The sequence below is a fragment of the Mesobacillus maritimus genome (assembly GCF_044803185.1).
Taxonomy (GTDB): Bacteria; Bacillota; Bacilli; order Bacillales; family Cytobacillaceae; genus Mesobacillus_B; species Mesobacillus_B maritimus_B.
The window spans coordinates 1,937,234-1,960,517 of sequence record NZ_CP085225.1; the positions used below are offsets into that span (position 1 = coordinate 1,937,234).

Here is a 23,284-nt window from a genome sequence, read left to right on the forward strand (position 1 = left end):
ATGGCTTAATAGGGAGCAGTTCCTGTGATGCCCTAATATCGACTGAATATCCAAAGGGTGAAACTGCAAAACCAGCAGATATTGGATTTGTTAGATAATTCTAACTCTTTACAGCCGAAAGCGTTTTGAATTAAAAGAAGCGTAGGGGACATCCCTACGCTTAAGTCTTTATACGTGATCCCGCTCAATCTCCGCTTTCCACGTCTTATTGAAGACTTTTTCGTCGCCTTCATAAGCAGTCAGTGTGTTAACAAGATAAAACTTCGTTTCGTCGCTCCACATTTCGCTGTTTGTTTCGAGGCGAACGTGCCAATTATCGCGACCGAGTGTCAACTCCCATTCACATTGATTATAGGCAGATAACGGGTCGTTTTCTTTGATGCTCCAGGTGTTTTTATTTTTACTCCCATACTGAATACCATTGGAAGGTAAGCGCCGTTCCCCTTCATCTGAAAAATCGGCCAATGTCCAAATCCCCTCAATTGGATTATGGATGACTTTTCGAGATCGCTCTTCTTTTCGAACGATTTCGCGCTCCATGACTTTCGCTGTTTCAGGTGCGTCAAAATGACCCCAATCCTGATCCTCTTTTTGAGGCGTACGAACAGGAAGTTCCATATAGGTACTTTCACCAAAATAGAGGGTTAAATCAACCGCTTTTGGTGACGGCCAGGCAGCCGGCCAATAGGTTGGCGATACTGCTATTTCTAATCTGTGTCCCGCAGGAATTTCTTGTCCAAGCGAATCCAATTTCACTTCCACTTGATATTTCTGTCCTGGCTTTAACTTTTCCGGGTGTTCATGAGAATTCCGATGGGTAAGATTTAGCATTCCGTAGCTAATCAAAGTTGATTCTCCAGTAGGTGCCTTATCCATCAACCGGACTGCAATCATGGCATCCTCTTGATTTGCCGCTAGTTCAGCATGAAAAATAGGATGGCCAAGCAACTCCAATTTTTCTTTTAATGGGGGAGACGTGAACACAACCGCTTTCCCATTTTCCAAGCGCTGATCAGCAGGCAAATCGCCCGGTTGACCAAAGGGGCAGAAAACGCCAGAGTAAAATCCGTGTTCCTGTACACTTGGAACCAACACGTCATCTGCCGCCGGAACTTCTGTCAGAAGGGAACTTCCTGAAAGATACCAGTTCTGTCCGTTGACATACGGTGAAGGCCAAGAAGGATCGGCGACCCATTTTCCTGGACGCTCATCATATGTCACCTCCGGGCGCTCACTTTCTTGGATATAAGAAATCAACTTTGGCTCATTCATAATACCTGTGTCCAATCCCTTGAGCCATTGATCAAACCATCTCAAAGCCTCTTGTAAAAACCCAATCGCGGGTTCCGGTGTCGCCACTTCTGGGTACTCATGTGCCCACGGACCAACGAGACCTTTGCTTTCTTTGGGCAGATGTTCTAACAGGCGAAAAACAGAATCGGTATAGCCATCTTGCCAGCCGCTAACCGCAAACACAGGAATTTGGATATCACTGTAATCTTCACAAATCGAACCATGCTGCCAATACGCATCACGGCGCTGGTGACGCACCCATTCTTCAACAAACGGTGGGGTATTTTCTAGACGATCAAGCCAATTCTCTCTCCAGCTTTCACCGACAACTGCCGGGTCCTGCGGACGAGCATTATAGGCAAACATTGTCGAAGCCCACCAAAGCATATCGGATGCAAGCAGATTGCCACCGCGGTAATGGACATCATCCGCATAACGATCATCTGTTGAACAAAGCGTAATGATGGTTTTTAAAGCAGGATGGTTCCTTGCTGCAACTTGCAAGCCATTAAAGCCGCCCCAAGACTTGCCAATCATCCCAGCAGCACCGGTGCTCCAGTGCTGCTCAGCGATCCAGCTTAACACATCAAGCGCATCGTCCTGCTCTTGTTTTAAATACTCATCTAATAAAATTCCATCTGATTCACCGGCACCGCGAATATCAACGCGAATGCTGGCATAGCCGTGACCAGCAAAGTAGGGGTGGCGGACTGAATCGCGGATCGCTGTAAAATCATTTTTACGATAAGGCAAATACTCCAAAATTGCTGGTACAGGATTTTCCTCCGCATCGACCGGAAGCCAGATGTGGGCAGACAGTTTAGCTCCGTCTGACATTGGGATCCAAATGTTTTCAAGTTTTTTCACTTCTCGTGGAAAATCTGTTTTGATTCGACGTTTCCCTGAATCTTTTATATTAAAAACCAATCTTTTCATCCTTTCGTTCTGTCGAAAGCCCCACTAATGGGAGTTTCGTTTTATTGCTTGAATTAAATGTTCAAAGCCTCGGTTTGAGGAGGTCTATTTTATCGCTTAAACGTAATATCCTTGCGGCGTTCTGGTTCCACAACATTCAAGACGCATTCGGTGACCAATTGAAGGGTGCGACTGATTGCTTCGTCCTTCGAATAGCCACGTCGGTTATTCATATACGTATTCATCATGCCTTTCCAAACCATCAGCGTGATGTCCGCAATCAATGGGACATTTTCTTCTTTTATAAAGCCTTCTGTAACCGCATCCTGGATGTAAAGCGCACTTCGTTTGGAAAAATCATATTCCATCAGGATGGAGTGGAGTTCTTCTGGTACACCCGTTAAATCTTGGGTATGAAGCGCATAATAGTCATCAAATAACTTTTGCGGGGAAGAACCCAAGTTGTCCATAAAAATCACGGAATAAATCTCTGGCTGCTCAAAGGAATGCTTGCAAAAACATTCCCAAGAGTACAGCCATTTTTCTACGATGTTATTTCCTAACTCCATATAGGATGGTAGTTCTTTTAAATAGGCTGATGTAAACCGCATGGCCGTAAAAAATTTCAAGTGAGAAAGATCCTTAAAATAATTGTACGCCGTCGATGCAGTGAACCCAGCGCGGTCTGCAATTTTCCGAATCGTCATGTGTTCAATGCCGTCCTCTTCAATCACTTCCGCAGCTGCATCAAGAAAATACCGAAACATACGCGCACGTTGAAGCTCTTTTCTCTCTTTACTCATTTAAATTACGTCCTCCAATTACTTTTCGTTTTGTTTGTTCACATACACATGAATATCTTCGTTTTTCTTTAGCCATTTTACTAATGAAATGGCCATTAAAATATACATCCCTAAAACAGGAACGCTGACAAGTACGGACGACGTTTGAACGACACTAAGTCCGCCTGTCATCGTTAAGCTAATGGCAAGCGCAGATAAAAGAATTCCCCATAACAAACGGTGCCAACGAGCAGGCTGCGCTTCGCCCTCAAGCTCTTTTGTTGCCACACTCGCAATCACTAAACTTGCAGAGTCAAGGGAGGTAGCCAAAAAGATAAATCCTAAAATAACAAAGAAAATCGAAACAATGACTGGCATTGGCAAGGAATTCAGAACGGCAACAATCACAGATGGATCGCCGGTTGTTGCTTGGATTTCCGTTAAGGCCAATTTACCTGTTAATTCAAGGTCCATCGCATATCCACCAAATACACCAAAATATAGCCAGCTTCCTACCGAGCCCCAGAGAAGGACATGGAATATTAATTCGCGAATACTGCGGCCTTTAGAAATGCGGGCAATGAAAATCCCGGCAAACGGTGCCGTAGCAGCAAACCATGCCCAGTAAAAGACCGTCCAAGCCTGCGGGAATCCGCTTTGACTGATTGGATCCGTGTACAGACTCATTTTAAAGAATTCATCTAACATTAACCCAAAGCTATTCGTAAAATAAGAAAGAATAAACAACGTCGGCCCTACGATAATCACAAACAGAGCAAGCGCAAACGCCATATATACGTTAAAGTCACTTAGTCTGCGGATTCCTTTATATAGTCCGAAATACGCACTTGAACTGAAGATAATCGTCCAGATGACAATAATCACGATATTTAATCCTAATGATGGCTCAAGCCCGAGCAAATCACCAAGTACAGCAGAGATCATTGGAACTCCGAGTCCTAATGAAGTTCCAAGTCCTCCGATCATACTCCAAATCACCAGAATATCAATGGCTTTGCCAATGAAGCCATCTGCGTGTTTTCCAAGCACACCTCGACAGGCAGAACTGATTTTCAATGAAGGATTTTTTAACACGTAAAAGCTGTAGGCCATTACCACCGCTGGCAACGCGTAAAGCGCCCATGCTGAAATCCCCCAATGAAATAATCCGTACGTTACCGCATACTCTGCTGCTTCAGCACTCTTTCCTTCGATGCCGAATGCTGGCCCAGTATAGTAATAAAGCGGTTCAACAATGGACCAGAACATGATACTGGTTCCCATACTTGTTGTGAACAACATGCCTCCCCAACTGAGCTTGGAAAATTCGGGTTTATCGTCGATTCCCCCAAGTTTGACCTGACTATAGCGGCCAAACATCAACCATAATAATAAAATAAACAACCCGATCGTTAAAAATTCAAACGCCCAATCTAATTGGAACGTAATCGATGTCAGCATCCCTGAAAGCACAGGACCTGCTGATTCCTGGAAAATGACAAGCAAGACGGTAACCGCGAGAATTAAAATCAGCGACGGCCAAAAAATGGATTTTTCTAATTTAGAATGATTCATGAAACTTCACATTCCTCCCCAAAATATTTTAATTTTCTATAAGGTGAATGCATTCATTTTATGAACACGTTCACCGTATGAACATGTTCATACTAACATATTAAAATATAACCCACAAGGGAGAAGTTAGGGACTTATCCTTTGCTTCTTTTAATCTGTTTAGTTCAACGGAAAATCTTCTAGTTCATTTCGAAAACGAAGCACGAGATACGTCACCATGCCCCTTTCATGTGATGACTAATAAATTGCCAGTGAGAATACGGCTAGCTAACCTGGCACGTTCACATAGAAGGAAAATGGCCATTAAGTATCGAAAAAAGAGTAAGATTTTTTTGAGAAAATAATAAAGTGTAAGAGGATGACCATGAAACTAGTAAGACCAACCCAACAGCACAGTGAACAAATAATGGCTTATCGAACAGCATTTTTAAGAGTGGGAGAACATCCCTATGGTGGTTCTTCTATACAAAATTTTGATGATTTTAGGAATTGGCTTACTAAAGTTATAGAGCAAGAAAAAGGTGATCATTTACCACAAAACCGAGTTCCTGCTACTCAATTTTTAAGTATTGAAAATGGAAGGGTAATCGGTTTACTTACTATTCGCCATAGATTAACACCAGAATTAATGATGGAGAGCGGGCATATCGGATATAGCATCCATCCTGATGAACGTCGGAAGGGATATGCGACTGAGCAGCTTCGACTATCCTTAGTTGAAGCAAAAAAACTAGGTTTAGAAAAAGTATTGGACACTTGTGATAAGATTTACACTTTTTTGATGTTCAAAAAATTCCTCCAAATATAAATCCTCCCGACCTAATCGTGATTAGGGAATTTATTCATAGTTTCTTGTTGAAATAACGGGTTTTAAATTTAGTTATTTTAGAGGTTTCCACACTAATAAAAACTAGTATATAAAGATAGGGGACTTATATGGAACGAGGGAAGGTTGCTGCGGCAACCTTATTTTATTGTGGTAACGGGTAAGTTTTGTTTATCGATATTTTTTCAATAAATTAGAACAACGTAGTGGTAAGAAATAGGGATTATGCCTGTAAGTAGGGACGCTCCATTATCTTTAAAAAATACATTTTAACACAAAACGATGATTCTATAGGGTGTTGTTTGGGCGGGGATACTTTTAGTGGATGGACCATAGATCACGATTAAATCTCGGTTAGCGGGATTTCTTGAGAACGGCTGCCCATTGGTTAATAATATTTGCGTGTATGAAGATAGATTTAATTGTAACCGTCCATCTTTACTCACTAACTGACGATTAAAAAAATCAACTTTTACATTTTGGCTAGGATGATCTTTTACGATAATGAGCGCTCGATATTGTGTGGGATAAATAAGAGGAGCAGGTGCATCCCCATCATAATATCCAGTTATTCGGTCTCCGACTGCCACGATTGCATGATCTACAAAGTAAGTGTTGGGTGTAACGACGAAATTTACTACTGTCCCCATTCCGTTTTCTACAGTTATTAATTTATAACAACCATCTCCATTTTGCCCGATGTTAAAATCATTTATAATTGTGACGGTCCCTTGAAAAGAATAAAAATTGGTCATTTTCCATCCTCCATTATGACAAGCTGTATAGCATGAATGTTGAAAATCAGAGTGATATCTTATGTACACCATATGTAGGTGAAAACCTATATGCCTATGTGAATGCCCAGAAAGGGATAAAGATGTATTATTAAGGGATTAGGATCTTTACGAACAAATGACATAATTTCTCCTATTTTGTAAGATTTGCTAGTTTTTACAAAGAACCTACTAATTTAGGCAAAGACACATTTCCGAAAGAATAAGTTGCTAGGTCAATGCATAAAGAACAGGATGATGTGAACTTACTAAAGTTAGGAGTGCATCTAAGGAGCAAAGGGACATACCCTTTGCTCCTTTTTTCATAAATTTATCAAGCAGTTCAAACACTTGGTAACAAACATCTCAAATTTCACTATGTGCTAAATTCAAATAATAGAAAAACATTAGCGCCCGTCCCATATATTTTCCTGAAAATTTGTTTAGAAACTCGAACCGGTTCGTTAAGGATATCCCATTTTCTTCAGAAAGAGGGGAAAGAGTTGGATATGAACGGTGAATGATGCCTGACTAAAAAATGACAGACTGTTTACCACTGCAATCCTTCTGGTGAATGTATTGGGAATCAATTAGTTTATAAAAATGTGATTCATTTTTAAGAAGATCAGTCTTTCTACAAACGGGTCAGACTAAATAATGTATTGCGTAGTAGACTCATACTGTGCAACTATAAGGCTTCTCGCTTAATTAGTGAAAAAGTGTACTTAAGCTAGGCAGTAATCTTCAGTAAGAGTAATAATAGTATGAATATGCCATGAATTACACAACCTAAAATTAACTATTTTAGGGAGGATTGTTTATGCAAGTAAAACCATCAATTACATCATCAGAATTAGGAACGTTATGGCTTACATATCAAGAAAAAACAATGATTCTTCGATTATTAGAGTATTTTATAGCAAAAGCAGATGACGAAAAAGCCAAGGGTATTATGACTAATTTGCATGAGGAGCTTGAAATATATGTTGGCAAAATAGTTCAGATCTATGAAGAGGAAGGTGCTGTAATACCTGTCGGATATACAGCACAAGATGTAAATAAGGATGTCCCAAAGCTATATGATAATGGTTTTGACATTATGTTTGTTCGTCTTTTAAAAGAAATCAGTATGGGTTTACATTCATTAAATTTAACAATGACGTTTCGAGAAGATATAAATATTCTTTTTGAAGACCTTACTGCTCTTACTCAAAAGTATTTCAGGATTTGCTCTCAATATTTGCTGGAAAAAGGATTACTTGTTAGAACACCTTACGTATCGATGCCAAAATCAGTTGAGTTTGTGAAAGATAATAGTTATTTAAGTGGAGTAGCTCTCAATCCATTTAGCCAAAAAAGAGCATTGAGTACTGTAGAGATTTCTCATCTTCATAAAGCGATTGAATCAAATCTTACAGGTTTACAAATGATTTCAGGTTTTGCCCAATGTGCAGATGATGGAGAGGTTAAGAAATTTTTAAATGAGGGAGCAGAACTTGCTAAAGGCATTATAAAAGAGTTGAGTGAAGTCATGATTCAAACAAACCTCCCAATTCCTCAAAGTCCAGGCGGGAATGCTACCCGTTCAACTGTAGCTCCATTTTCTGATAAGTTAATGATGTATTGTACTAGTCTTTTTTGTAGTTTTTCTATGGGAAGTAGTTCACTCGGAACTGCTTTTAGTTTACGAAATGACTTGCCAGCAAAAATGTTTATCTTCATGAAAGATATTTTTGAATATGCTCATAAGGGTGCAAAAATCATGATTAAAAATGGGTGGATGGAAGAGCCACCTCAAATGGAGGATCGTAAACAAAAGATGAATTGAGTGATAATGGGTGAGCTATTATAAGAAACCTAAAAACCATGAAGCTTTATTATGGAGCATAGCATTACCAGGGTTTGGTCAGTTCTTAAATGGAAGATTATTTAAAGGGAGTATTTTTATTCTTTTAGAATTTCTTATAAATGTATTAAGTAATTTCAATTTAGCGATTATATATTCATTTACAGGAGAAATACAAAAAGCCATTAATGTTATAAATTATCAATGGCTTATGTTTTATCCTTGTTTGTATATGTTTGCAATGTGGGATGCATATAGGGATGCAGAAGGAGAAATAAATCCATATTCGTATATCCCCTTTGTATTCGGTGCTTTTTTTCTAACAATTGGTTTGATCTATTCAACAAAACTAAAAGTAGTGGGGGTCCTATTTGGTCCAGTGTTTCTACCGATGCTCGCTTTAGTCCCTGGTCTGACGGTAGGGCTTATCATTTATTATATTGTTCTAACACCTAACTATAGAAGACAATAAATTACTATCAGTGTTACTTCTGTTCTTCAACTAAGGGAACTTTAGTTGAGGAACAGATGATATTAAAAGGCTTCCTTTGTTGCGCAGTCCAACGATAATTTAGCTATACTTACTGGAATTCTGGCAACTGCAATCATGAATGTCCCTCCCAATACATCCTCATCTGAAAAACTTTTGGAACATAAAGGGGAAGAAGTTGCTTATGTATTAGAGGGAAAAATTAAAGTGTTTTTAAATGATGAAGAATATATATTAGAAGCTGGTGATAGTGTCAAAATACCAGCTTATATGAAGCATAAATGGGAGAATAACTTCAATAAAAATGCCGCTATCCTGTTTTCGGTAACTCCACCAGCATTTTAAGTCTTTATTGGACAAATGTTGATGAAGATCGAAGAAAAAACAACAGATTTATTTGCTGCGTAGTCCAACAATACTGGTAATAGATTATACATTTAAAGACGATTACTTTTAAAGTGGTCGTCTTTCTTATTTGACCAAATTCCGAAATAGATTAGTGGGAATACGAAGTTATTCTTTGGAACTCAAATATAAAATAATCTAGTTCCTGACTAGCCTGTATTGTTCGTTCGTCATTAAATCCGAAATTTAAACCTTTGTTAATAAGGTCTTTTCTCAAAAATTCAATATAACTAAGGAGTTCATTTGGATTTAAAACAGATGGTAGTGTTGTTTCCATAATTACTCTTCTCCTTGCATTAAAATACAAACGCAAAGTCAATTTTACCAACTTAATGGTAATAGATGAAGGATTAATTGTGAACAATTTGTGACACTCACTTGATTACTGAAAAAAAAATAAAGTCTGATGCAAAGGTCGAATTATATGTGCAACAAATGAGAAGTGCTTCTTACACTATAGAGTGCTTATGCTAAAGGAAGTAAGATGATAAAACAGTTTCATTTGCTGTGCAGTACTACGATACTGTTCTAGAAATAGGAAATTAAATAATCGGGTGCAATTGCGGAATATTAAAGATAATCTATTGATAAACGCGTTGACAGCAAGTGGTAAATTCCGTGGCAGCTGCTGGTAAAAAAGATGGCAGAGATTGTACATTCTTGTGGCTGTAATCTATTACGATGACTTTGTGCAATAAAGCGTCACAACTATAAAATTGCTGTTAATTTGCCTTAGAATCTTATCAAGCCCCTACATAAATTGACCGAGAAAAACTCGGTCTTTTTTTGTTTTTACCCCTTTAAATAGAAGATTCTTTCAATTTGCAAAACCTGAGTAAATAGAACAAAATAGCACCGATGGAGTATGACAATTTTACGGGGGATCATAACGATGAATGTATATAGTTAAAGCGTTTTTTTTCTTACACGGAATAAACAACACCAACAGTGATAATGAGTTATAATAGATTTATAAATTATATAGGTTGGTGTTTATTTATGCGTACTAAAAACCGGTTAAATCCAATCGAGTCTATCTATTATAGTCCTGAAATTATAAATTGCCCTAACTGCGGCACGAAATTAACTTATTGTCATCCTGTTTGGCGAAAAACCATCTCTACTCTAAAAGGGGAATTTAAAGTTATCAATCTGGGTTATCGCTGTGAAAATAACGCTTGTGAAAACAATACTGTTTACCGTTCTGCAGAAGCAGAACGGCTTAGTATGAAACACATCACCTATGGCATGGATGTCATTGCACACATTGGACACTTGCGCTTCAAAGAACATAAAACCCGTTCGGAAATCGCCACTATCCTGTCTGAGAAGCAGGTGAAAATATCTGAAAGGCAAGTTCAAAAACTGTACGAACGATACGCCTTACTTCTTAGATCAGCAATTCAGGATAATATGAAAGATACTCTGAACGAAGTGGTTGAACAAAACGGTGGTCTTATCTTATCCATTGATGGTGTTCAACCTGAAAAAGGAAATGAAACATTGTATGTCATACGAGAGGTCTTAAGTGGCACCATTTTGGCAGCACACAATTTAAAGAGCAGCGCCTCTCAAGAATTGATTGGAATCATTCAACCAATCCTTGATTGGGGATACCCTATCATAGGTTTTATCAGTGATGGCCAACAGTCGATCCGTTTAGCAATTGAGAAAATAGCACCTGACATTCCTTATCAATATTGTCAGTTCCATTACTTCAAAGATATCGCGAAACCATTGGTAGAAAAGGACCGAAAGTTAAAGACAAACATCAAAAAGAAGTTAAGGGGAATCCGAGAAATCGAAAGAAAAATAGAAGAATCACCTTCAGGATTGGAAGAAGAAATCGCGAGTGATTATGTCGCAGCGATTCGATCCGTCCTTTTGGAAGATGGAAAGCCACCGTTTGAATTGCCAGGTACCCGAGTTTTTGAGCGAACAAAATCAATCAAGGACTCGATTGAAAAATGCCTGGATAAAAAAGGGGACTCCTCTACTTAAAAAGTTGTTCAGAATAGTCAGTAATGTTGATAACTATAAAACGGATTATCAGCTCATAAAACGATGGGACCGACGTTTTAAACGGATTGCCACAATCATGGAACCTTCTGAAAATAAATCAAGTTCTTGGGTTGAATCTAGGTTGAGAAGATATTTGATCCAAATAGAAAAAGAACTAAACCGTGAAGATGATTTAGCCTTTGTGGACAATCTGATGAGATATAGTAAAGGATTTTGGAAAGGTCTCTTTACATTTTATGATTTCCCACTCTTGCCAAGGACAAATAATGATCTTGAACTTTTCTTTAGAAGAACAAAGGTAAGGCATCGTAGGATTACAGGTAGCCGAACTTGGAATCGTTACATTGTTCGTCATGGCGAAAATATCGTATTCGTTGAAAATGTTAAAAATGAGCAGGATGGACTGCAAAAGATTAAGAGTGCCACCTATTCTGCTTATAAAAAGGAATCCAAAAAATGGGATAGTAGAATATATGAGCACACAAAACAGAGACGGTTTAAACAGGACCCAGATGCATATTTAAACATTATTGAAAGCAAATGGAAACGGCACAACTAACCAATTGTGTTAGTTATGCCGCGTAAGTTTTTTTTGTCTAAGGGCACCTTGAGCTTGAGACTTTTTTCATTATTCGCTTTACTACGTTGATGATAGAAAGATAATTGAGATTGACAAGGTACAAGCGGGCATTTCCCACTTACGGGAGTGCCCGTATTAGTTTTGAAGGGATTGAATCACATAGTGGTTACAGGAATTTCTTTTAAAAATAAGTTATGAAGTCGCCCTCTCGTTCTTTAAGCCAACAACATAAATTGGTAGTAGCCTGTCTTAGAAGAAGGGAGGATGAGGGGGAGTTGGATAGACGCAGAAGAAAAACCATGGGCCTTTGTTTACCTGGTTATCGATATTGAGGGCCAGGTTGTAGTGGGCCGGGGGCTCCAACAAATGAGGTAGATGCATGTTGTATGCTGCATGATCGATGTTATCGAAGATATGGTCCATGTAGAAGATGTGATGAATTATTTCTTAACTGTCTTCACTCAAAGATCAATCAATACAGTAGAACCGGTAGACATGCCAGGTTGTTTTACAACTTCATGAAACTCCGCAATCGTTTTCGTCTTGATTGAAGTTGCTTAATTATTTAAACCTGGTACTTAGCTATATCCATGACGTTTTCGCCGCACAGTGACTTCACTCGTGCGGTTTTTGTCCTATATGACCATGTGAATGCCCAGAAAGGGATAAAGATGTTTTATTAAGGGATTAGGATCTTTATCGTATTTCCGACAGAAGACTCCTTCCTCGAGGGAATGTGAAGGCCGTAGCCCAACTCAGTGAGGGGCGTTGACGAACAAATGTACATGATTACTCCTATTTTGGAAGGTTTGCAAGTTTTTACTATGATCCTACTAATTTTTAGGCAAAGACACATTTCCGAAAGAACAAGTTGCTAGGTCAATGCCTAAAGAATAGGATGATGTGAACTTACTAAAGTTAGGAGTGCTTCTTATGTATCCAAGTCATGTACATCGCTATAATCAAAATCCATATCATTGGGAAACTTATTCATCCTCAAGCCCATTCCAAGAGGATATCCATTACAGTACAGACGTTGATGAAAGACAATTTGGCCAATTGTTTCCTCAAACCGGGTTGCCGCCAGGAATGCCCGGACTGCCAGGATTTCAACCTCCGTTTGGGCAGCCTGGTCAAGGCCAAGCTGGTGGACCACCAACATCACCACCGCCATCATTTGTTCCAGCACAAACACAACAAATCGGAACTTTTGCGGTGGATCCTGGCAGCATCAGAGGATGTTTATTCAGGTTTACGTACCTATGGCTAAGAGGCTTTGAACAATTTTGGTTTTTCCCGATCTTTGTTGGTCGAACCTCTGTCGCTGGGTGGCGTTGGACTGGGTATAGATGGGTTTATTCCGGTATAAGCTTACGGCAAATTCAATCGTTTTCTTGTTTTTAAACAATAGAAAATATAAGGCATTTATATTGGGTGGCATGAATGAACAAGTAATTTGGAAGTAAATAAGCAAAGAAAAATGCTTGGAGCATAATGACTCCAAGCAATTTTTTTATGAGAATCTTAATTGAAGATAAGCTAGAGATAATTTAATAAGTTGTTACTGGTGCCAGAATAAGAGCTTATTAAAAATATAGGATTATCATGGCAATTAAACTAATAATCGTAAAAAGCACTGAACCATAAAAAACAGCTCCTACATTTGCTGTCAACGCGTTATCTTTTTGTATTTTCCAAACGGATTCGCTTGCTTGGTGAGTTGTAACTTTTGATAACGCTCCTCCACTACTATTAAAAAAGTAAATGGCAACGGATAACCCCAAGCCTATGAAAAAACTCCACTCACTGTATGAGAAAGAGAGGATGTAGCTGCTAACCCATACAAGTATACCGATTATGATTGCTGATAACATTGTTCTAACAACAATAACCTTTTTCATTTATGTCCCTCCCTAATCTTTTTTACGTTTAATAACTCGTGAAGTTTCACTTTTCTGAATTTTATACTAACTCCTTTTAAAATTCCTTAGTATAACAGGTGGTACATCTCAGTGGCCGTAAACGTAACACCAAGGTGCTTATTTTAGATATAATTTTCTTACACAGGCATTTAAATTGGAAGGACGATGGATCCGTGAAGGTCACTTATAAAATGATTGATAAGCAATTAAGACTAAGAGGAAGGCTGTATAATCTTTTAATCACTAAATCAAGTGAAGCGAAGTATATAGAATTCATGCACACGGTAAAAAAACAAACGGAGAATCGTAAAGGAAAAACCATTAAAGGATTGCAATTGAGGGAAGAGTGGATTACCCGGAAAGATGGTTCAAAATTGCGGATCTGCATTTATACCGCTCATAATCCAAAGAAAGAGATCCCTGGGGTCCTTTGGTTACACGGTGGCGGATATGCGCAAGGGATTCCGCAGTTGTTTGCGAATACTTACAAAAGATTAATCGATGCCAAAGACTGTGTGATTATCGCTCCTGATTATCGTCTTTCGATAGAAGCTCCCTATCCAGCGGCATTAGAGGATTCTTACGCTGCTCTTTTATGGATGAAAAATCATGCAAAGGAACTTGGCATTAGGGAAGATCAACACATCGTAGGCGGAGAGAGTGCCGGCGGAGGTTTAGCTGCAGCACTATCTCTTTATGCTAGGGATACCAAGGAAGTCAATATTGCTTTTCAGATACCTTTATATCCGATGATGGACGACCGCATGACCTCGGAATCAGCAAGAGAAAACAATGCACCGATTTGGAATTCAACCACCAATCGATGGGCTTGGAAATTATATCTTGGGGAATTATTTGAGAAAGATGTACTGGTCTATGCGGCAGCTGCCAGAGCAACCGATTATCGTAATCTTCCACCCACCATCACCTTTGTTGGGGACATCGAACCGTTCCGCGATGAGACGATTCAGTATGTTTCTAATTTAAAAGAAGCTGGTGTCCCGGTTGAATTTGAATTGTATAAAGGCTGTTATCATGGTTTTGATATCATTAGCCCACATGCAGAGATTAGTAAAAAAGCAACTTCGTTTTTTATCGAATCTTTTAAATATGCAGTCGATCATTATTTTGTAGAACAGAATTAGTATATGATGAGCAAAGGGACGTGCTCTTTGCTTCTTTTTCATAAGTTTATCAAGTCGGATCAAACACTTGGTAACGAACCTCTCTAATTTCACTATGTGCTAAATTCAAATGAAAAAACATCGGTGCTCGTTCCATATATTTTCTCAACAATTTGTTTGGAAACTCGTACCAATCCTTAAGGAAGATCCCATTCTCTTCAGAAGGAGGGGAGAAGGTAGATTAGGGGAACAGGACCTGGGACAACACGAATTTTCTAAATTAACAGGAATGTATCCCGGCTCTCGATTTGGAGAGGCTTGTATCTTGTATGATTGGGAAATAAGATTATTGGTTGTGTAACCAGGCACCCAAGTATTAAAGCCTTTTTGTTAATACTTCAGACTATTACAAACATTCAAAAGGCTCTCGTGATATACTTTATGTAGTTTTGCTATATACATATTGTAAATATGAAGGGGATATTAAATTGGGTGATTCGGGAGAAAGACTGTGGACAAAGGACTTTATCCTTTTGTTTTCTATCAATTTTTTCTTAACATTTATTTTTTACCTATTGATGGTGACAATGGCTGTTTATGCATTACAAGAGTTTGATGCTTCCACCAGCGAGGCTGGGTTGGTCGCAGGAATCTTTATCATTGGAGAAATTATTGCAAGGTTCTTTATTGGGCGAAAGATTGATAGAATCGGTCGAAAAAAGGTATTAATGATTGGGTTAGTTTTACTCTGCCTAACTACGCCGCTTTATTTTATCAATCTAGGGATTTTTGTTTTGCTCATCACACGATTTATCCATGGTATCGCAATTGGAATCGCAGGTACAGCTGCAGGCACGATTGTGGCCCAAATCATTCCTAGAACCCGTAAAGGAGAAGGAATTGGTTACTTTAGCATGAGTATTGCATTGGCTGCCGCGTTCGGACCATTTATTGGGCTTTATTTAAGCCAGTACGTATCCTACGAAGTAATTTTTACTTTTTGCCTGATTTTAGGACTTATCAGTCTATTGACTGCTGTTTTTCTAGTTATCCCAGATTTAGAAAAACAGCCAGAAACCAGTGAAATAAGAGGTTTCCAGCTTGCGAACTTTGTAGAACCAAGAGCCTTGCCCATTGCCCTCATTACCTTAATGGTTGCCTTTTGTTATTCAAGTGTGCTCTCGTATATAAATTTTTACGCTCTTGAACGAGATCTTGTTGAGGCAGCAAGTCTTTACTTTATCGTCTATTCCATCGTCATTTTGCTGTCTCGTCCCTTTACTGGACGTTTGATGGATGCAAAAGGCGCAAACTATGTGATGTATCCGGCTTTCTTTCTTTTTGCTGCTGGGATGGTTGTCTTGAGCACCGCCACCACTAGCCTCAGCTTTTTATTTGCCGCGATGCTTATTGGTTTGGGGTTTGGCAATATCCAATCCTGCGCACAGGCGATTGCTGTAAAACTGACGGCCCCTCATCGAATGGGTTTCGCCACTTCGACTTACTTCAACGCACTCGATGGAGGTCTCGGGGTTGGTCCCTTTTTATTAGGCTTTATCATTCCGTTGATCGGGTACAGCACACTTTACTCTCTGCTCGGGTTTTTCATCCTTTTCACTGCTATTCCTTACTACTTCCTTCACGGGAAGAAGGATCATTTTCTACAGGAGAAACCCCAGGCCTCAGCATCCGTTTAAAATCATTATTAGTACTGTCATCATGATAGTACTATTTTTTTATTTTCAATTCATACTTTACAGGTAGGAATTGTAGGGTTATAATGTAATTAATATAATAAAACAACCATAAACGTGTTCACTATAACATGAGTGCTTTGAAGAAACTGAGGGAGTGGTCCTGATGAGAAATAATAAAGAAAAAAGACGGCAAAAACTAATTAATTTACTAATTTTATTTAACGTATATAAAAAAGACGATCAACAGCTTTATGAAATGACACTTGCAAAGTTAGAATTTGAATATAACAGATACAAACTGCTAAACCATCCCCATGGGGAGTTTGGTTCCATCCAATGGGTGTAAAATAAAATTAGATTGCATCCCAATTCAATGCTTAGACCGCACGGTGTTCTTACACCTGCGGTCTTTTTCAGTGGGACAAGGGGACAGGTTTACTGTCCCATTTGTTTTTTAGCGGTGGGACGATGTACCTGTCCCCGTGTCCCTACCTGACATCCCCGTTATTGTAAATGTTTATTGTTGCGTGGAACAGAGGAACATGGGATCGGTTGCATCAAGAGTTCCTACTCATGTAAACTTATTGAAGAAATCATTAGAATGTTTGTTGTTAGGGTGGATTGATAAATAAATGGCTACAATATACGATGTTGCAAAATTATCGGGACAATCGAAAACGACGGTTTCCCGGGTGATTAATAATCATCCATATGTTTCAGATTTAAAGAGAGAATTGGTTTTAAAAGCAATGAAAGAACTAGGTTATACACCAAATCCTTCAGCAAGAAGACTAAGAGGTCAGCTAACCACAAACATAGGCGTCATTGTGCCAAGAATAGTGAACCCATTCTTTTCTTACCTAGTAAATTCAATCGAGGAGGCAGCCTATAAAAAAGGATATCAAGTATTGATAGCCCAAAGCAATGAAGATAAAGAAAAGGAACTGGCATTTTTAAACTTGTTAAAAACGAAGCAGGTAGACGGAATTATTATGACATCTATTGAAAATGATTGGAACGTCATAGAACCATATAAAAAGTACGGATCTATCGTGTTATGTAATGATTATGTGGATCAAGGAGCTGCCCCGATGATTCGCTTAGACCAAACAAAAGGCGCTTATTTAGGGATTAAACATTTGCTTGAAAAAGGTCACCAAAAGATTGCTTATTGTACTGGCGGGTTATTTGATGAGCAAGGGAGAGGAAAAGACCGCAACCAAGGTTTCCAAAAGGCAATAAAAGAAGCTGATTGCAAGATTAATCCCAAATGGATTTTTGTGGACCAGCATACCATTGAAGATGGCAAACAAGTATTAAAGCAAATTCTTGAGCTGAAAGATCGGCCAACCGCTATCTTTACAGGTAGTGATGAAGTCGCTGCTGGAATCATTATAGAAGCTAAAGAGCAAGGGTTTTCTATACCGAAAGACCTTGCCGTGGTTGGGTTTGATGATCAGCCAATTGCAGAACTGCTGGATCCAAAATTAACAACCATTCGGCAACCTGTCGATCAGATGGGAGAAAAATCGGTTGAAGTAATGATAGAGATGCTTGAAAATCCTGAAAAGAAGATAGAAAGTTATGAGCTGCCAATCGAATTGATTGTCCGTCAATCTACATAGTTGGTTCATCTGCAATAGAAAGTGGAACGTGGTATCGGTTTCACTTTTTTTCTCATTTTCATAGTATATGAGTAACCTTTTTGGAAAAATCAAATCATGAAAACGATTTAAAAAGGTGTTGACAGGATCAAAATAGGAAAATATAATGGATTCAGAACCGGTTCCAAACAGAGCGGTTATTATTTAAATCCACTATGAAACCGATACCATTTAGGTTTTGAATACTGTTTAGTCTTTTTTATTAATTTGTTAGGTTTACTTCAACAAAAATAACCGATTTTTTTTATTCATTAATGGAACCGATACCATATCTAATAACAGCTTAACTCACCTAACTGAGGAGGAACAACATGAAGAAAAAGTGGTGGCAAAAAGAAATTATTTATCAAATTTATCCTAAAAGCTTTTTTGACTCAAATCAGGATGGCGTAGGCGATATCAAAGGAATTACGCAGAAATTGGGTTATCTAAAGTCCTTAGGGATTACGATGATATGGATTTGTCCAATTTATAAATCTCCAATGGCCGATAACGGGTACGATATATCTGATTATTATCAACTAAATCCAGAATTCGGAAAAATGAAGGACCTTGAAGAGTTAATAGGGCAGGCTAAAGAACAGGGAATTAAAATTGTTCTTGATTTAGTCATTAACCATACATCGGACGAACACCCATGGTTTAAGGATGTATTGGCAAACCCCAAGACTAGTAAATATAGAGACTATTATGTTCTAAAGCCTGGGAAGAATGGACAGCCCCCTACTAATTGGCGCTCTGTTTTCGGTGGAAGTGTATGGGAACCGTTAAAAGGAACGGACGAGTATTATTTTCATTCATTCCATGTAAAGCAGCCAGACTTAAATTGGGAAAACCCTCAGGTTCGAAAAGAGTTATATGAAATGGTCAATTACTGGCTGGAAAAAGGAATTGCTGGCTTTAGGGTGGATGCCATTACGTTTATAAAGAAAGACCAAAACTATGAAAACATCCCTGCGGATGGAGTAGACGGTCTGGGCAAATGTACAAAGAAAACACGGAATCAACCTGGAATAGAAGATTTCTTGCATGAATTAAATAGAGAAACTTTCTCTAAATATGACTGCGTGACAATCGGGGAAGCACCGGGAGTTCCTTATGATCAATACAGTGATTATATTGGGGAAAATGGCTACTTTTCGATGATTTTTGATTTTAAATATGCCGATCTTGATGTTGCTTCAGGCAGTGAGTGGTTTAGAAGAGTCGATTGGAGTGTGCAAGATCTGAAAAAGATGATCTTCACAAGCCAAGAGGAAATACAAAAAGTAGGCTGGGGAGCAAACTTTTTAGAAAACCATGATCAGAACCGATCGATAAGCAAATATATAAAAGAAGAAGAAAATCGGAACTTTTATTCTGCGACGATGCTTGGAGCGATGTTTATCAATCTTCGAGGGACACCGTTCATCTACCAAGGACAAGAACTCGGCATGACGAATTTTGAACGTGATAGCATTGAGGAGTTTGATGACATTTCTAGTATTGACCAATATTATCGTGCCATAGACGAGGGCTTTAGTGCAGAAGAGGCCTTACATTTTATGAACCTGCGAAGCCGTGATAACTCTAGAACACCATTCCATTGGAGTGCGGAGGAAAATGGTGGTTTCTCAAAAGCAGAGCCTTGGTTAGGAATGAATAATAATTTCAAAACAATTAATGCCGAACAGCAAGAACAGGATCCTAATTCTATCCTTCATTTTTATAAAAAAATCATTGAAGTTCGAAAATCAAATGAAAGCTTAATATATGGAGAGTTTGAACCAATTTTAGAAGAACATCCAACCATCATAGCCTATAAACGTAAGCTCAATGGAGAAGAAGTGGTTTGCTATTTCAATTTTTCAGCTGAGGAACAAAAGGTTAAAGTAGAATCAAGCGCCTATGATGTTTTATTAAATAACTACAAAGAAGTAGGAAGAACAGAACAAGAACTTACCTTACAACCTTATCAAGCACTATTACTTTCAAAGAAAGAAGCGATCCATCATGAGTGAAAATAAATTCGAACGTATTGGAAAAGAAATTATAAATGTTATTGGGGAAGAAAACATTGAATCATATGTTCATTGTGCAACACGACTTCGTTTTTCTGTTAAAGACCGTTCAAAAATTGATGATGAGGCAATTGAAAAAATTGATGAAGTAAAAGGGGTATTTTATAATGCTGGGCAGTACCAAGTAATCCTGGGTACTGGAACGGTAAATAAAGTATACTCGGCGTTAAAAGGGAACCAGCCTGAACAGGAAGAGGTACAGCCGAACAAAGGAACATCCTCCGCCAATAAGGAAAAAGGAATACGAAGGGCTGTACGTACGCTGGCCGATATCTTTATTCCAATCATTCCAATCATCGCCGCAACTGGGTTATTCCTAGGTTTAAAAGGAGTGGTGTTCAGTGATGCATTCTTAGGGTTAATCGGCATGAGTATGGATGATATTCCTAGCTACCTGCCGGCGCTTATCTCTGTCTTAACAGACACTGCCTTTGCCTTTTTGCCGGCTTTCATTTGCTGGTCTGCTTTCAGAAACTTTGGAGGCATGCCTGTTCTTGGTTTCGTTGTCGGTCTGATGCTCGTTTCACCAGCTCTTCCGAATGCATATGCAGTGGCCGATGCTACTAGCGGGGTAGATCCAATTATGGCTTTCGGCTTTATTCCTGTTGTCGGATACCAGGGCAGTGTCTTGACTGCGCTTGTTGTTGGAATTCTTGGTGCCAAACTTGAGAAAAAGCTGCGCGCTGTAATGCCAAATGCCCTTGATTTAATTTTTACTCCTTTCATCGTTTTATTAACAATGATGATTACAGGGCTGTTGGTATTAGGACCGCTCTTGCACTTTGTCGAAGCTGGGTTGATTCAAGTTGTTACGCTACTCATTGATATCCCGCTAGGAATTGGTGGACTTTTGATCGGCTTTCTTTATCCATTAGCGGTTATGACCGGAATGCACCACTTATTTATTGCAATTGAAACGACCTTGCTTTCAAATACTGGATTTAATCCTCTCATTACACTTTGTGCGATGTATGGGTTTGCCAATGCTGGCGTATGTTTTGGCATTACCCTGAAAGCAAAGAAAAAGACCGTAAAGGTAACTGGCATGAGTGCGGCTCTTACACAGTTATTGGGTGTTAGTGAACCAGCATTGTTCGGTGTCGTGATGAGGTATAGCATGAAACCTTTGTATGTAATGATTGCGTGTTCCGCAGTTGGGGGAGCTGCACTATCCTTATTAAGTGTGAAAGCAAATTCCTACGGCCTTGCAGTCGTACTTTCCCCCTTAATGTATATTTATGAATGGAATCAGTTATTGGCTTATCTAATCGTTTCTGTCCTTACTTTAATTGCTGCGTTTATGATCACGTATCTCTTTGCAGTACCAAAAGCGGTCATGGCGGAGGAGTAGGAGCAAGAGTTAATACAGGTCGATTAGTCTAACGGATTCTGTTTGGGAGAGAGTTATGTTAAGAATAACTTATTAAAAATAGGGACCTAACAAAAACGCTCAGATAAATTGCTCTGAGCGTTTTTTATGGGACAAGGGGACAGGTTCACTGTCCCAATCTGTATTAAGCGGTGGGACGATGTACCTGTCCCCGTGTCCCTACCCGTACACAAAATTGTAAAAATGTTTTTGAGATACAAAATTATTCAATTATTTTTTGTGATATAATTTTTCCGGAAAGGAGGTACAAAACGATAGAGAACAAATCTTGTAATTTTCCCCTCAATTCTCACCATTTTACCCACTAACTTACTTTTCATCATCTTCCTGATAAAATGCTGAAACCATAATTTCACTGATAACTTAATAAATGGGAATGTTACCGGTTCAAACCAAGTCATTATAGAGGAGCGGTATTATGCATGCTGTGCTGAGTAAGATTGCTAAGGGCATAACTGTTTGTTATGCAGAAGTTTTTCCAAACCAGGACAATGAATATTTTCACTTAGCTTATATGGGGAAGTTGTTTCTTATTGCGGACTCATATTGTTTGAATCCAGATTGTAAATGCCAGGAGGCTGTTCTAAACTTTGTGCAAGTTTATCCCCGGGTAGGCAAGAACGCTGACAGTTTTATGGTTATGTTTAAACTCAACGGCAGAGGTTTTAAAATTCGTGAACAAGGCAAATTCCATCGGAGTAAGATTAAGGCCATCATGATGCATTTTAATGCCGAAAACAATATCCAAAACCTTTTATATGAACGCTTTAAGGAAATGAGAGAAAAAGCAAATGAAATATTAAGTTAACTAGGAACTGTGTCTGACCCCCAGGAGAAAAAACATGAACGCTTTAGTCAAGCGGGGGACCGACAAGTCCGAGGCTGATCGTAAATTCAAACCTGTCGAATAGTAAGAAAGGTGCTGATTATTATTGGAAGTTACACACCCAGTATACGATCATTTATGGAAAGAAGTTATTACGGAACTATTTGAAGAGTTTCTTCTGTTTTTTTCTCCTGAGCTTTACGAAGAGATTGATTTTACAAGCCAACCTGAATTCTTGGAACAAGAACTTCATACCATTATTCCGGATTCCAAAAGCAATCATCGTTATGCGGATAAGCTAGTAAAGCTCAAATTAAAAAATGGCCAGGAACAATGGGTATTCATTCACATTGAAGTGCAAGGAGGATATAAGAAAGATTTTAGTAAGCGGATGTTTCAGTACTTTTATCGCGTGATGGATTTGTATGATCAACAAATTTTTGCCCTTGCTATCTTTACTTCAAACGTTTCTACAAACAAAATGACCTCCTTTCATTATGATTTCTTTGGTACCCATTTGAATTACCACTACAATACCTATAGGATCGCCTCACAATCTGAAATAGAACTTCTCCAATCAAATAATCCCTTTGCTTTAGCCGTTTTGGCAGGACTTTATCTGATTAATAGCAATAAAGATATCGATTTAAAATATAAATATAAACAAAAATTGATGAGACTGATTTTACAGGATAAAATGAATGTAAGAGAATTAAATCGGAAGACGGTTCAACAGCTATTTATCTTCATTGATCACATCCTACGGTTGCCAGACAACGCAGAAGGCAAAATATATAAAGAATTAAAACCATTAATTGAAAAGGAGGATACACATATGGGTCTTTCATTAGAAGATACAGCCTTTGCTAAATTCGCTCGTAAAGAGGCACGTGAAGAAGGACTGAAAGAAGGACTGAGAGAAGGGCATAAAGAGGGGCGTAAAGAGGGAATAGAACAAGGAGAAAAACAAAAAGCAATCGAAATCGCTACAAGGATTCTAAAAAAAGGGGGATCCGAGGAGGAAGTAGCGGACATTACGGGTTTACCGTTGGTTGAGGTTATAAGGCTGAAGGGCAGCTTGGATTAGGATCGTC

21 protein-coding genes and 1 pseudogene are annotated in these 23,284 nt (G+C 38.7%); 16 read left to right on the top strand and 6 right to left on the bottom strand.

Annotated features, from left to right (window positions below; translation table 11 throughout):
* Positions 1 to 168 precede the first annotated feature (168 nt).
* The 3 genes from LG336_RS09175 to LG336_RS09185 all read right to left on the bottom strand — a co-directional run bounded on the left by LG336_RS09175 (position 169) and on the right by LG336_RS09185 (position 4,565).
* Positions 169 to 2,220: a CocE/NonD family hydrolase gene (locus LG336_RS09175; protein ID WP_404332274.1), complete on the bottom strand. Its 2,052-nt coding sequence runs from the start codon at positions 2,218 to 2,220 to the stop codon at positions 169 to 171.
* Between the two features lie 98 nt (positions 2,221 to 2,318).
* Positions 2,319 to 3,011 carry a TetR/AcrR family transcriptional regulator gene (locus LG336_RS09180; protein ID WP_404332275.1) on the bottom strand — a complete coding sequence of 231 codons (693 nt, stop codon included), beginning with the start codon at positions 3,009 to 3,011 and terminating at the stop codon, positions 2,319 to 2,321.
* 18 nt (positions 3,012 to 3,029) lie between these two features.
* Positions 3,030 to 4,565, bottom strand: coding sequence for a BCCT family transporter (locus LG336_RS09185; RefSeq protein ID WP_404332276.1), 1,536 nt, complete (start codon positions 4,563 to 4,565; stop codon positions 3,030 to 3,032).
* A gap of 358 nt (positions 4,566 to 4,923) precedes the next feature.
* Between LG336_RS09185 and LG336_RS09190 the strand changes: the two genes are divergently transcribed.
* Positions 4,924 to 5,373 (top strand): GNAT family N-acetyltransferase, encoded by a 450-nt coding sequence (locus LG336_RS09190; protein ID WP_404332277.1) that lies wholly within the window; start codon positions 4,924 to 4,926, stop codon positions 5,371 to 5,373.
* 287 nt (positions 5,374 to 5,660) lie between these two features.
* Here LG336_RS09190 and LG336_RS09195 read toward each other — a convergent pair whose 3' ends face one another.
* Positions 5,661 to 6,146 carry a hypothetical protein gene (locus tag LG336_RS09195; protein ID WP_404332278.1) on the bottom strand — a complete coding sequence of 162 codons (486 nt, stop codon included), beginning with the start codon at positions 6,144 to 6,146 and terminating at the stop codon, positions 5,661 to 5,663.
* 838 nt (positions 6,147 to 6,984) lie between these two features.
* On the opposite strand from LG336_RS09195, the gene LG336_RS09200 reads away from it, so the two are divergent.
* The 3 genes and pseudogenes from LG336_RS09200 to LG336_RS09210 form a co-directional block, all read left to right on the top strand.
* Entirely contained in the window at positions 6,985 to 7,992 is a 1,008-nt protein-coding gene (locus tag LG336_RS09200) for a DUF3231 family protein (protein ID WP_404332279.1), read from the top strand.
* A gap of 10 nt (positions 7,993 to 8,002) precedes the next feature.
* On the top strand, positions 8,003 to 8,482 hold the full coding sequence (locus LG336_RS09205) for a hypothetical protein (protein WP_404332280.1): 480 nt from the start codon (positions 8,003 to 8,005) through the stop codon (positions 8,480 to 8,482).
* 111 nt (positions 8,483 to 8,593) lie between these two features.
* Positions 8,594 to 8,845, top strand: a pseudogene (locus LG336_RS09210) (cupin domain-containing protein); the annotation flags it as partial.
* Positions 8,846 to 8,996: 151 nt separating this feature from the next.
* Here the strand turns inward: LG336_RS09210 and LG336_RS09215 are convergent.
* Positions 8,997 to 9,182, bottom strand: a complete 186-nt coding sequence (locus tag LG336_RS09215; RefSeq protein WP_404332281.1) for a Spo0E family sporulation regulatory protein-aspartic acid phosphatase — start codon at positions 9,180 to 9,182, stop codon at positions 8,997 to 8,999.
* A gap of 722 nt (positions 9,183 to 9,904) precedes the next feature.
* On the opposite strand from LG336_RS09215, the gene LG336_RS09220 reads away from it, so the two are divergent.
* From LG336_RS09220 to LG336_RS09235, 4 genes are all read left to right on the top strand, one after another.
* Entirely contained in the window at positions 9,905 to 10,906 is a 1,002-nt protein-coding gene (locus LG336_RS09220) for a transposase (protein WP_404331453.1), read from the top strand.
* A gap of 154 nt (positions 10,907 to 11,060) precedes the next feature.
* The gene (locus LG336_RS09225) at positions 11,061 to 11,486 is read left to right on the top strand and encodes a hypothetical protein (RefSeq protein ID WP_404331454.1); all 426 of its coding nucleotides are present in this window, start codon (positions 11,061 to 11,063) and stop codon (positions 11,484 to 11,486) included.
* Between the two features lie 396 nt (positions 11,487 to 11,882).
* On the top strand, positions 11,883 to 12,029 hold the full coding sequence (locus LG336_RS09230) for a hypothetical protein (protein ID WP_404332282.1): 147 nt from the start codon (positions 11,883 to 11,885) through the stop codon (positions 12,027 to 12,029).
* 411 nt (positions 12,030 to 12,440) lie between these two features.
* On the top strand, positions 12,441 to 12,911 hold the full coding sequence (locus tag LG336_RS09235; protein WP_404332283.1) for a hypothetical protein: 471 nt from the start codon (positions 12,441 to 12,443) through the stop codon (positions 12,909 to 12,911).
* A 182-nt stretch (positions 12,912 to 13,093) separates the two neighbouring features.
* Here LG336_RS09235 and LG336_RS09240 read toward each other — a convergent pair whose 3' ends face one another.
* On the bottom strand, positions 13,094 to 13,408 hold the full coding sequence (locus LG336_RS09240; RefSeq protein WP_404332284.1) for a hypothetical protein: 315 nt from the start codon (positions 13,406 to 13,408) through the stop codon (positions 13,094 to 13,096).
* Between the two features lie 194 nt (positions 13,409 to 13,602).
* Here LG336_RS09240 and LG336_RS09245 point away from each other — a divergent pair, with 194 nt between their 5' ends.
* The 8 genes from LG336_RS09245 to LG336_RS09280 all read left to right on the top strand — a co-directional run bounded on the left by LG336_RS09245 (position 13,603) and on the right by LG336_RS09280 (position 23,277).
* Complete coding sequence (locus LG336_RS09245) at positions 13,603 to 14,574, top strand: alpha/beta hydrolase (protein ID WP_404332285.1); 972 nt, start codon at positions 13,603 to 13,605, stop codon at positions 14,572 to 14,574.
* 467 nt (positions 14,575 to 15,041) lie between these two features.
* A complete protein-coding gene (locus LG336_RS09250) occupies positions 15,042 to 16,250 on the top strand; it encodes an MFS transporter (protein WP_404332286.1) in 1,209 nt (402 codons plus the stop codon).
* Positions 16,251 to 16,413: 163 nt separating this feature from the next.
* Positions 16,414 to 16,596, top strand: a complete 183-nt coding sequence (locus LG336_RS09255) for a Fur-regulated basic protein FbpA (RefSeq protein ID WP_404332287.1) — start codon at positions 16,414 to 16,416, stop codon at positions 16,594 to 16,596.
* A 286-nt stretch (positions 16,597 to 16,882) separates the two neighbouring features.
* Entirely contained in the window at positions 16,883 to 17,875 is a 993-nt protein-coding gene (locus LG336_RS09260) for a LacI family DNA-binding transcriptional regulator (protein WP_404332288.1), read from the top strand.
* A 350-nt stretch (positions 17,876 to 18,225) separates the two neighbouring features.
* Positions 18,226 to 19,914: an alpha-glucosidase gene (locus tag LG336_RS09265; protein ID WP_404332289.1), complete on the top strand. Its 1,689-nt coding sequence runs from the start codon at positions 18,226 to 18,228 to the stop codon at positions 19,912 to 19,914.
* Complete coding sequence (locus LG336_RS09270) at positions 19,907 to 21,325, top strand: PTS transporter subunit EIIC (RefSeq protein ID WP_404332290.1); 1,419 nt, start codon at positions 19,907 to 19,909, stop codon at positions 21,323 to 21,325. Before LG336_RS09265 ends, LG336_RS09270 begins: the two co-directional genes overlap by 8 nt.
* A gap of 457 nt (positions 21,326 to 21,782) precedes the next feature.
* Positions 21,783 to 22,172 carry a hypothetical protein gene (locus LG336_RS09275; protein WP_404332291.1) on the top strand — a complete coding sequence of 130 codons (390 nt, stop codon included), beginning with the start codon at positions 21,783 to 21,785 and terminating at the stop codon, positions 22,170 to 22,172.
* Between the two features lie 124 nt (positions 22,173 to 22,296).
* Positions 22,297 to 23,277, top strand: coding sequence for an Rpn family recombination-promoting nuclease/putative transposase (locus LG336_RS09280; protein WP_404332292.1), 981 nt, complete (start codon positions 22,297 to 22,299; stop codon positions 23,275 to 23,277).
* Positions 23,278 to 23,284: the final 7 nt, after the last annotated feature.

Excerpts from the sequence above, each read along its gene's own strand:
- LG336_RS09180 (WP_404332275.1), bottom strand. The coding sequence starts at position 3,011 with ATGAGTAAAGAGAGAAAAGAGCTTCAACGTGCGCGTATGTTTCGGTAT.
- LG336_RS09185 (WP_404332276.1), bottom strand. The coding sequence starts at position 4,565 with ATGAATCATTCTAAATTAGAAAAATCCATTTTTTGGCCGTCGCTGATT.
- LG336_RS09190 (WP_404332277.1), top strand. The coding sequence starts at position 4,924 with ATGACCATGAAACTAGTAAGACCAACCCAACAGCACAGTGAACAAATA.
- LG336_RS09195 (WP_404332278.1), bottom strand. The coding sequence starts at position 6,146 with ATGACCAATTTTTATTCTTTTCAAGGGACCGTCACAATTATAAATGAT.
- LG336_RS09200 (WP_404332279.1), top strand. The coding sequence starts at position 6,985 with ATGCAAGTAAAACCATCAATTACATCATCAGAATTAGGAACGTTATGG.
- LG336_RS09215 (WP_404332281.1), bottom strand. The coding sequence starts at position 9,182 with ATGGAAACAACACTACCATCTGTTTTAAATCCAAATGAACTCCTTAGT.
- LG336_RS09220 (WP_404331453.1), top strand. The coding sequence starts at position 9,905 with ATGCGTACTAAAAACCGGTTAAATCCAATCGAGTCTATCTATTATAGT.
- LG336_RS09230 (WP_404332282.1), top strand. The coding sequence starts at position 11,883 with ATGCATGTTGTATGCTGCATGATCGATGTTATCGAAGATATGGTCCAT.
- LG336_RS09235 (WP_404332283.1), top strand. The coding sequence starts at position 12,441 with ATGTATCCAAGTCATGTACATCGCTATAATCAAAATCCATATCATTGG.
- LG336_RS09240 (WP_404332284.1), bottom strand. The coding sequence starts at position 13,408 with ATGAAAAAGGTTATTGTTGTTAGAACAATGTTATCAGCAATCATAATC.
- LG336_RS09255 (WP_404332287.1), top strand. The coding sequence starts at position 16,414 with ATGAGAAATAATAAAGAAAAAAGACGGCAAAAACTAATTAATTTACTA.
- LG336_RS09260 (WP_404332288.1), top strand. The coding sequence starts at position 16,883 with ATGGCTACAATATACGATGTTGCAAAATTATCGGGACAATCGAAAACG.
- LG336_RS09265 (WP_404332289.1), top strand. The coding sequence starts at position 18,226 with ATGAAGAAAAAGTGGTGGCAAAAAGAAATTATTTATCAAATTTATCCT.
- LG336_RS09270 (WP_404332290.1), top strand. The coding sequence starts at position 19,907 with ATGAGTGAAAATAAATTCGAACGTATTGGAAAAGAAATTATAAATGTT.
- LG336_RS09275 (WP_404332291.1), top strand. The coding sequence starts at position 21,783 with ATGCATGCTGTGCTGAGTAAGATTGCTAAGGGCATAACTGTTTGTTAT.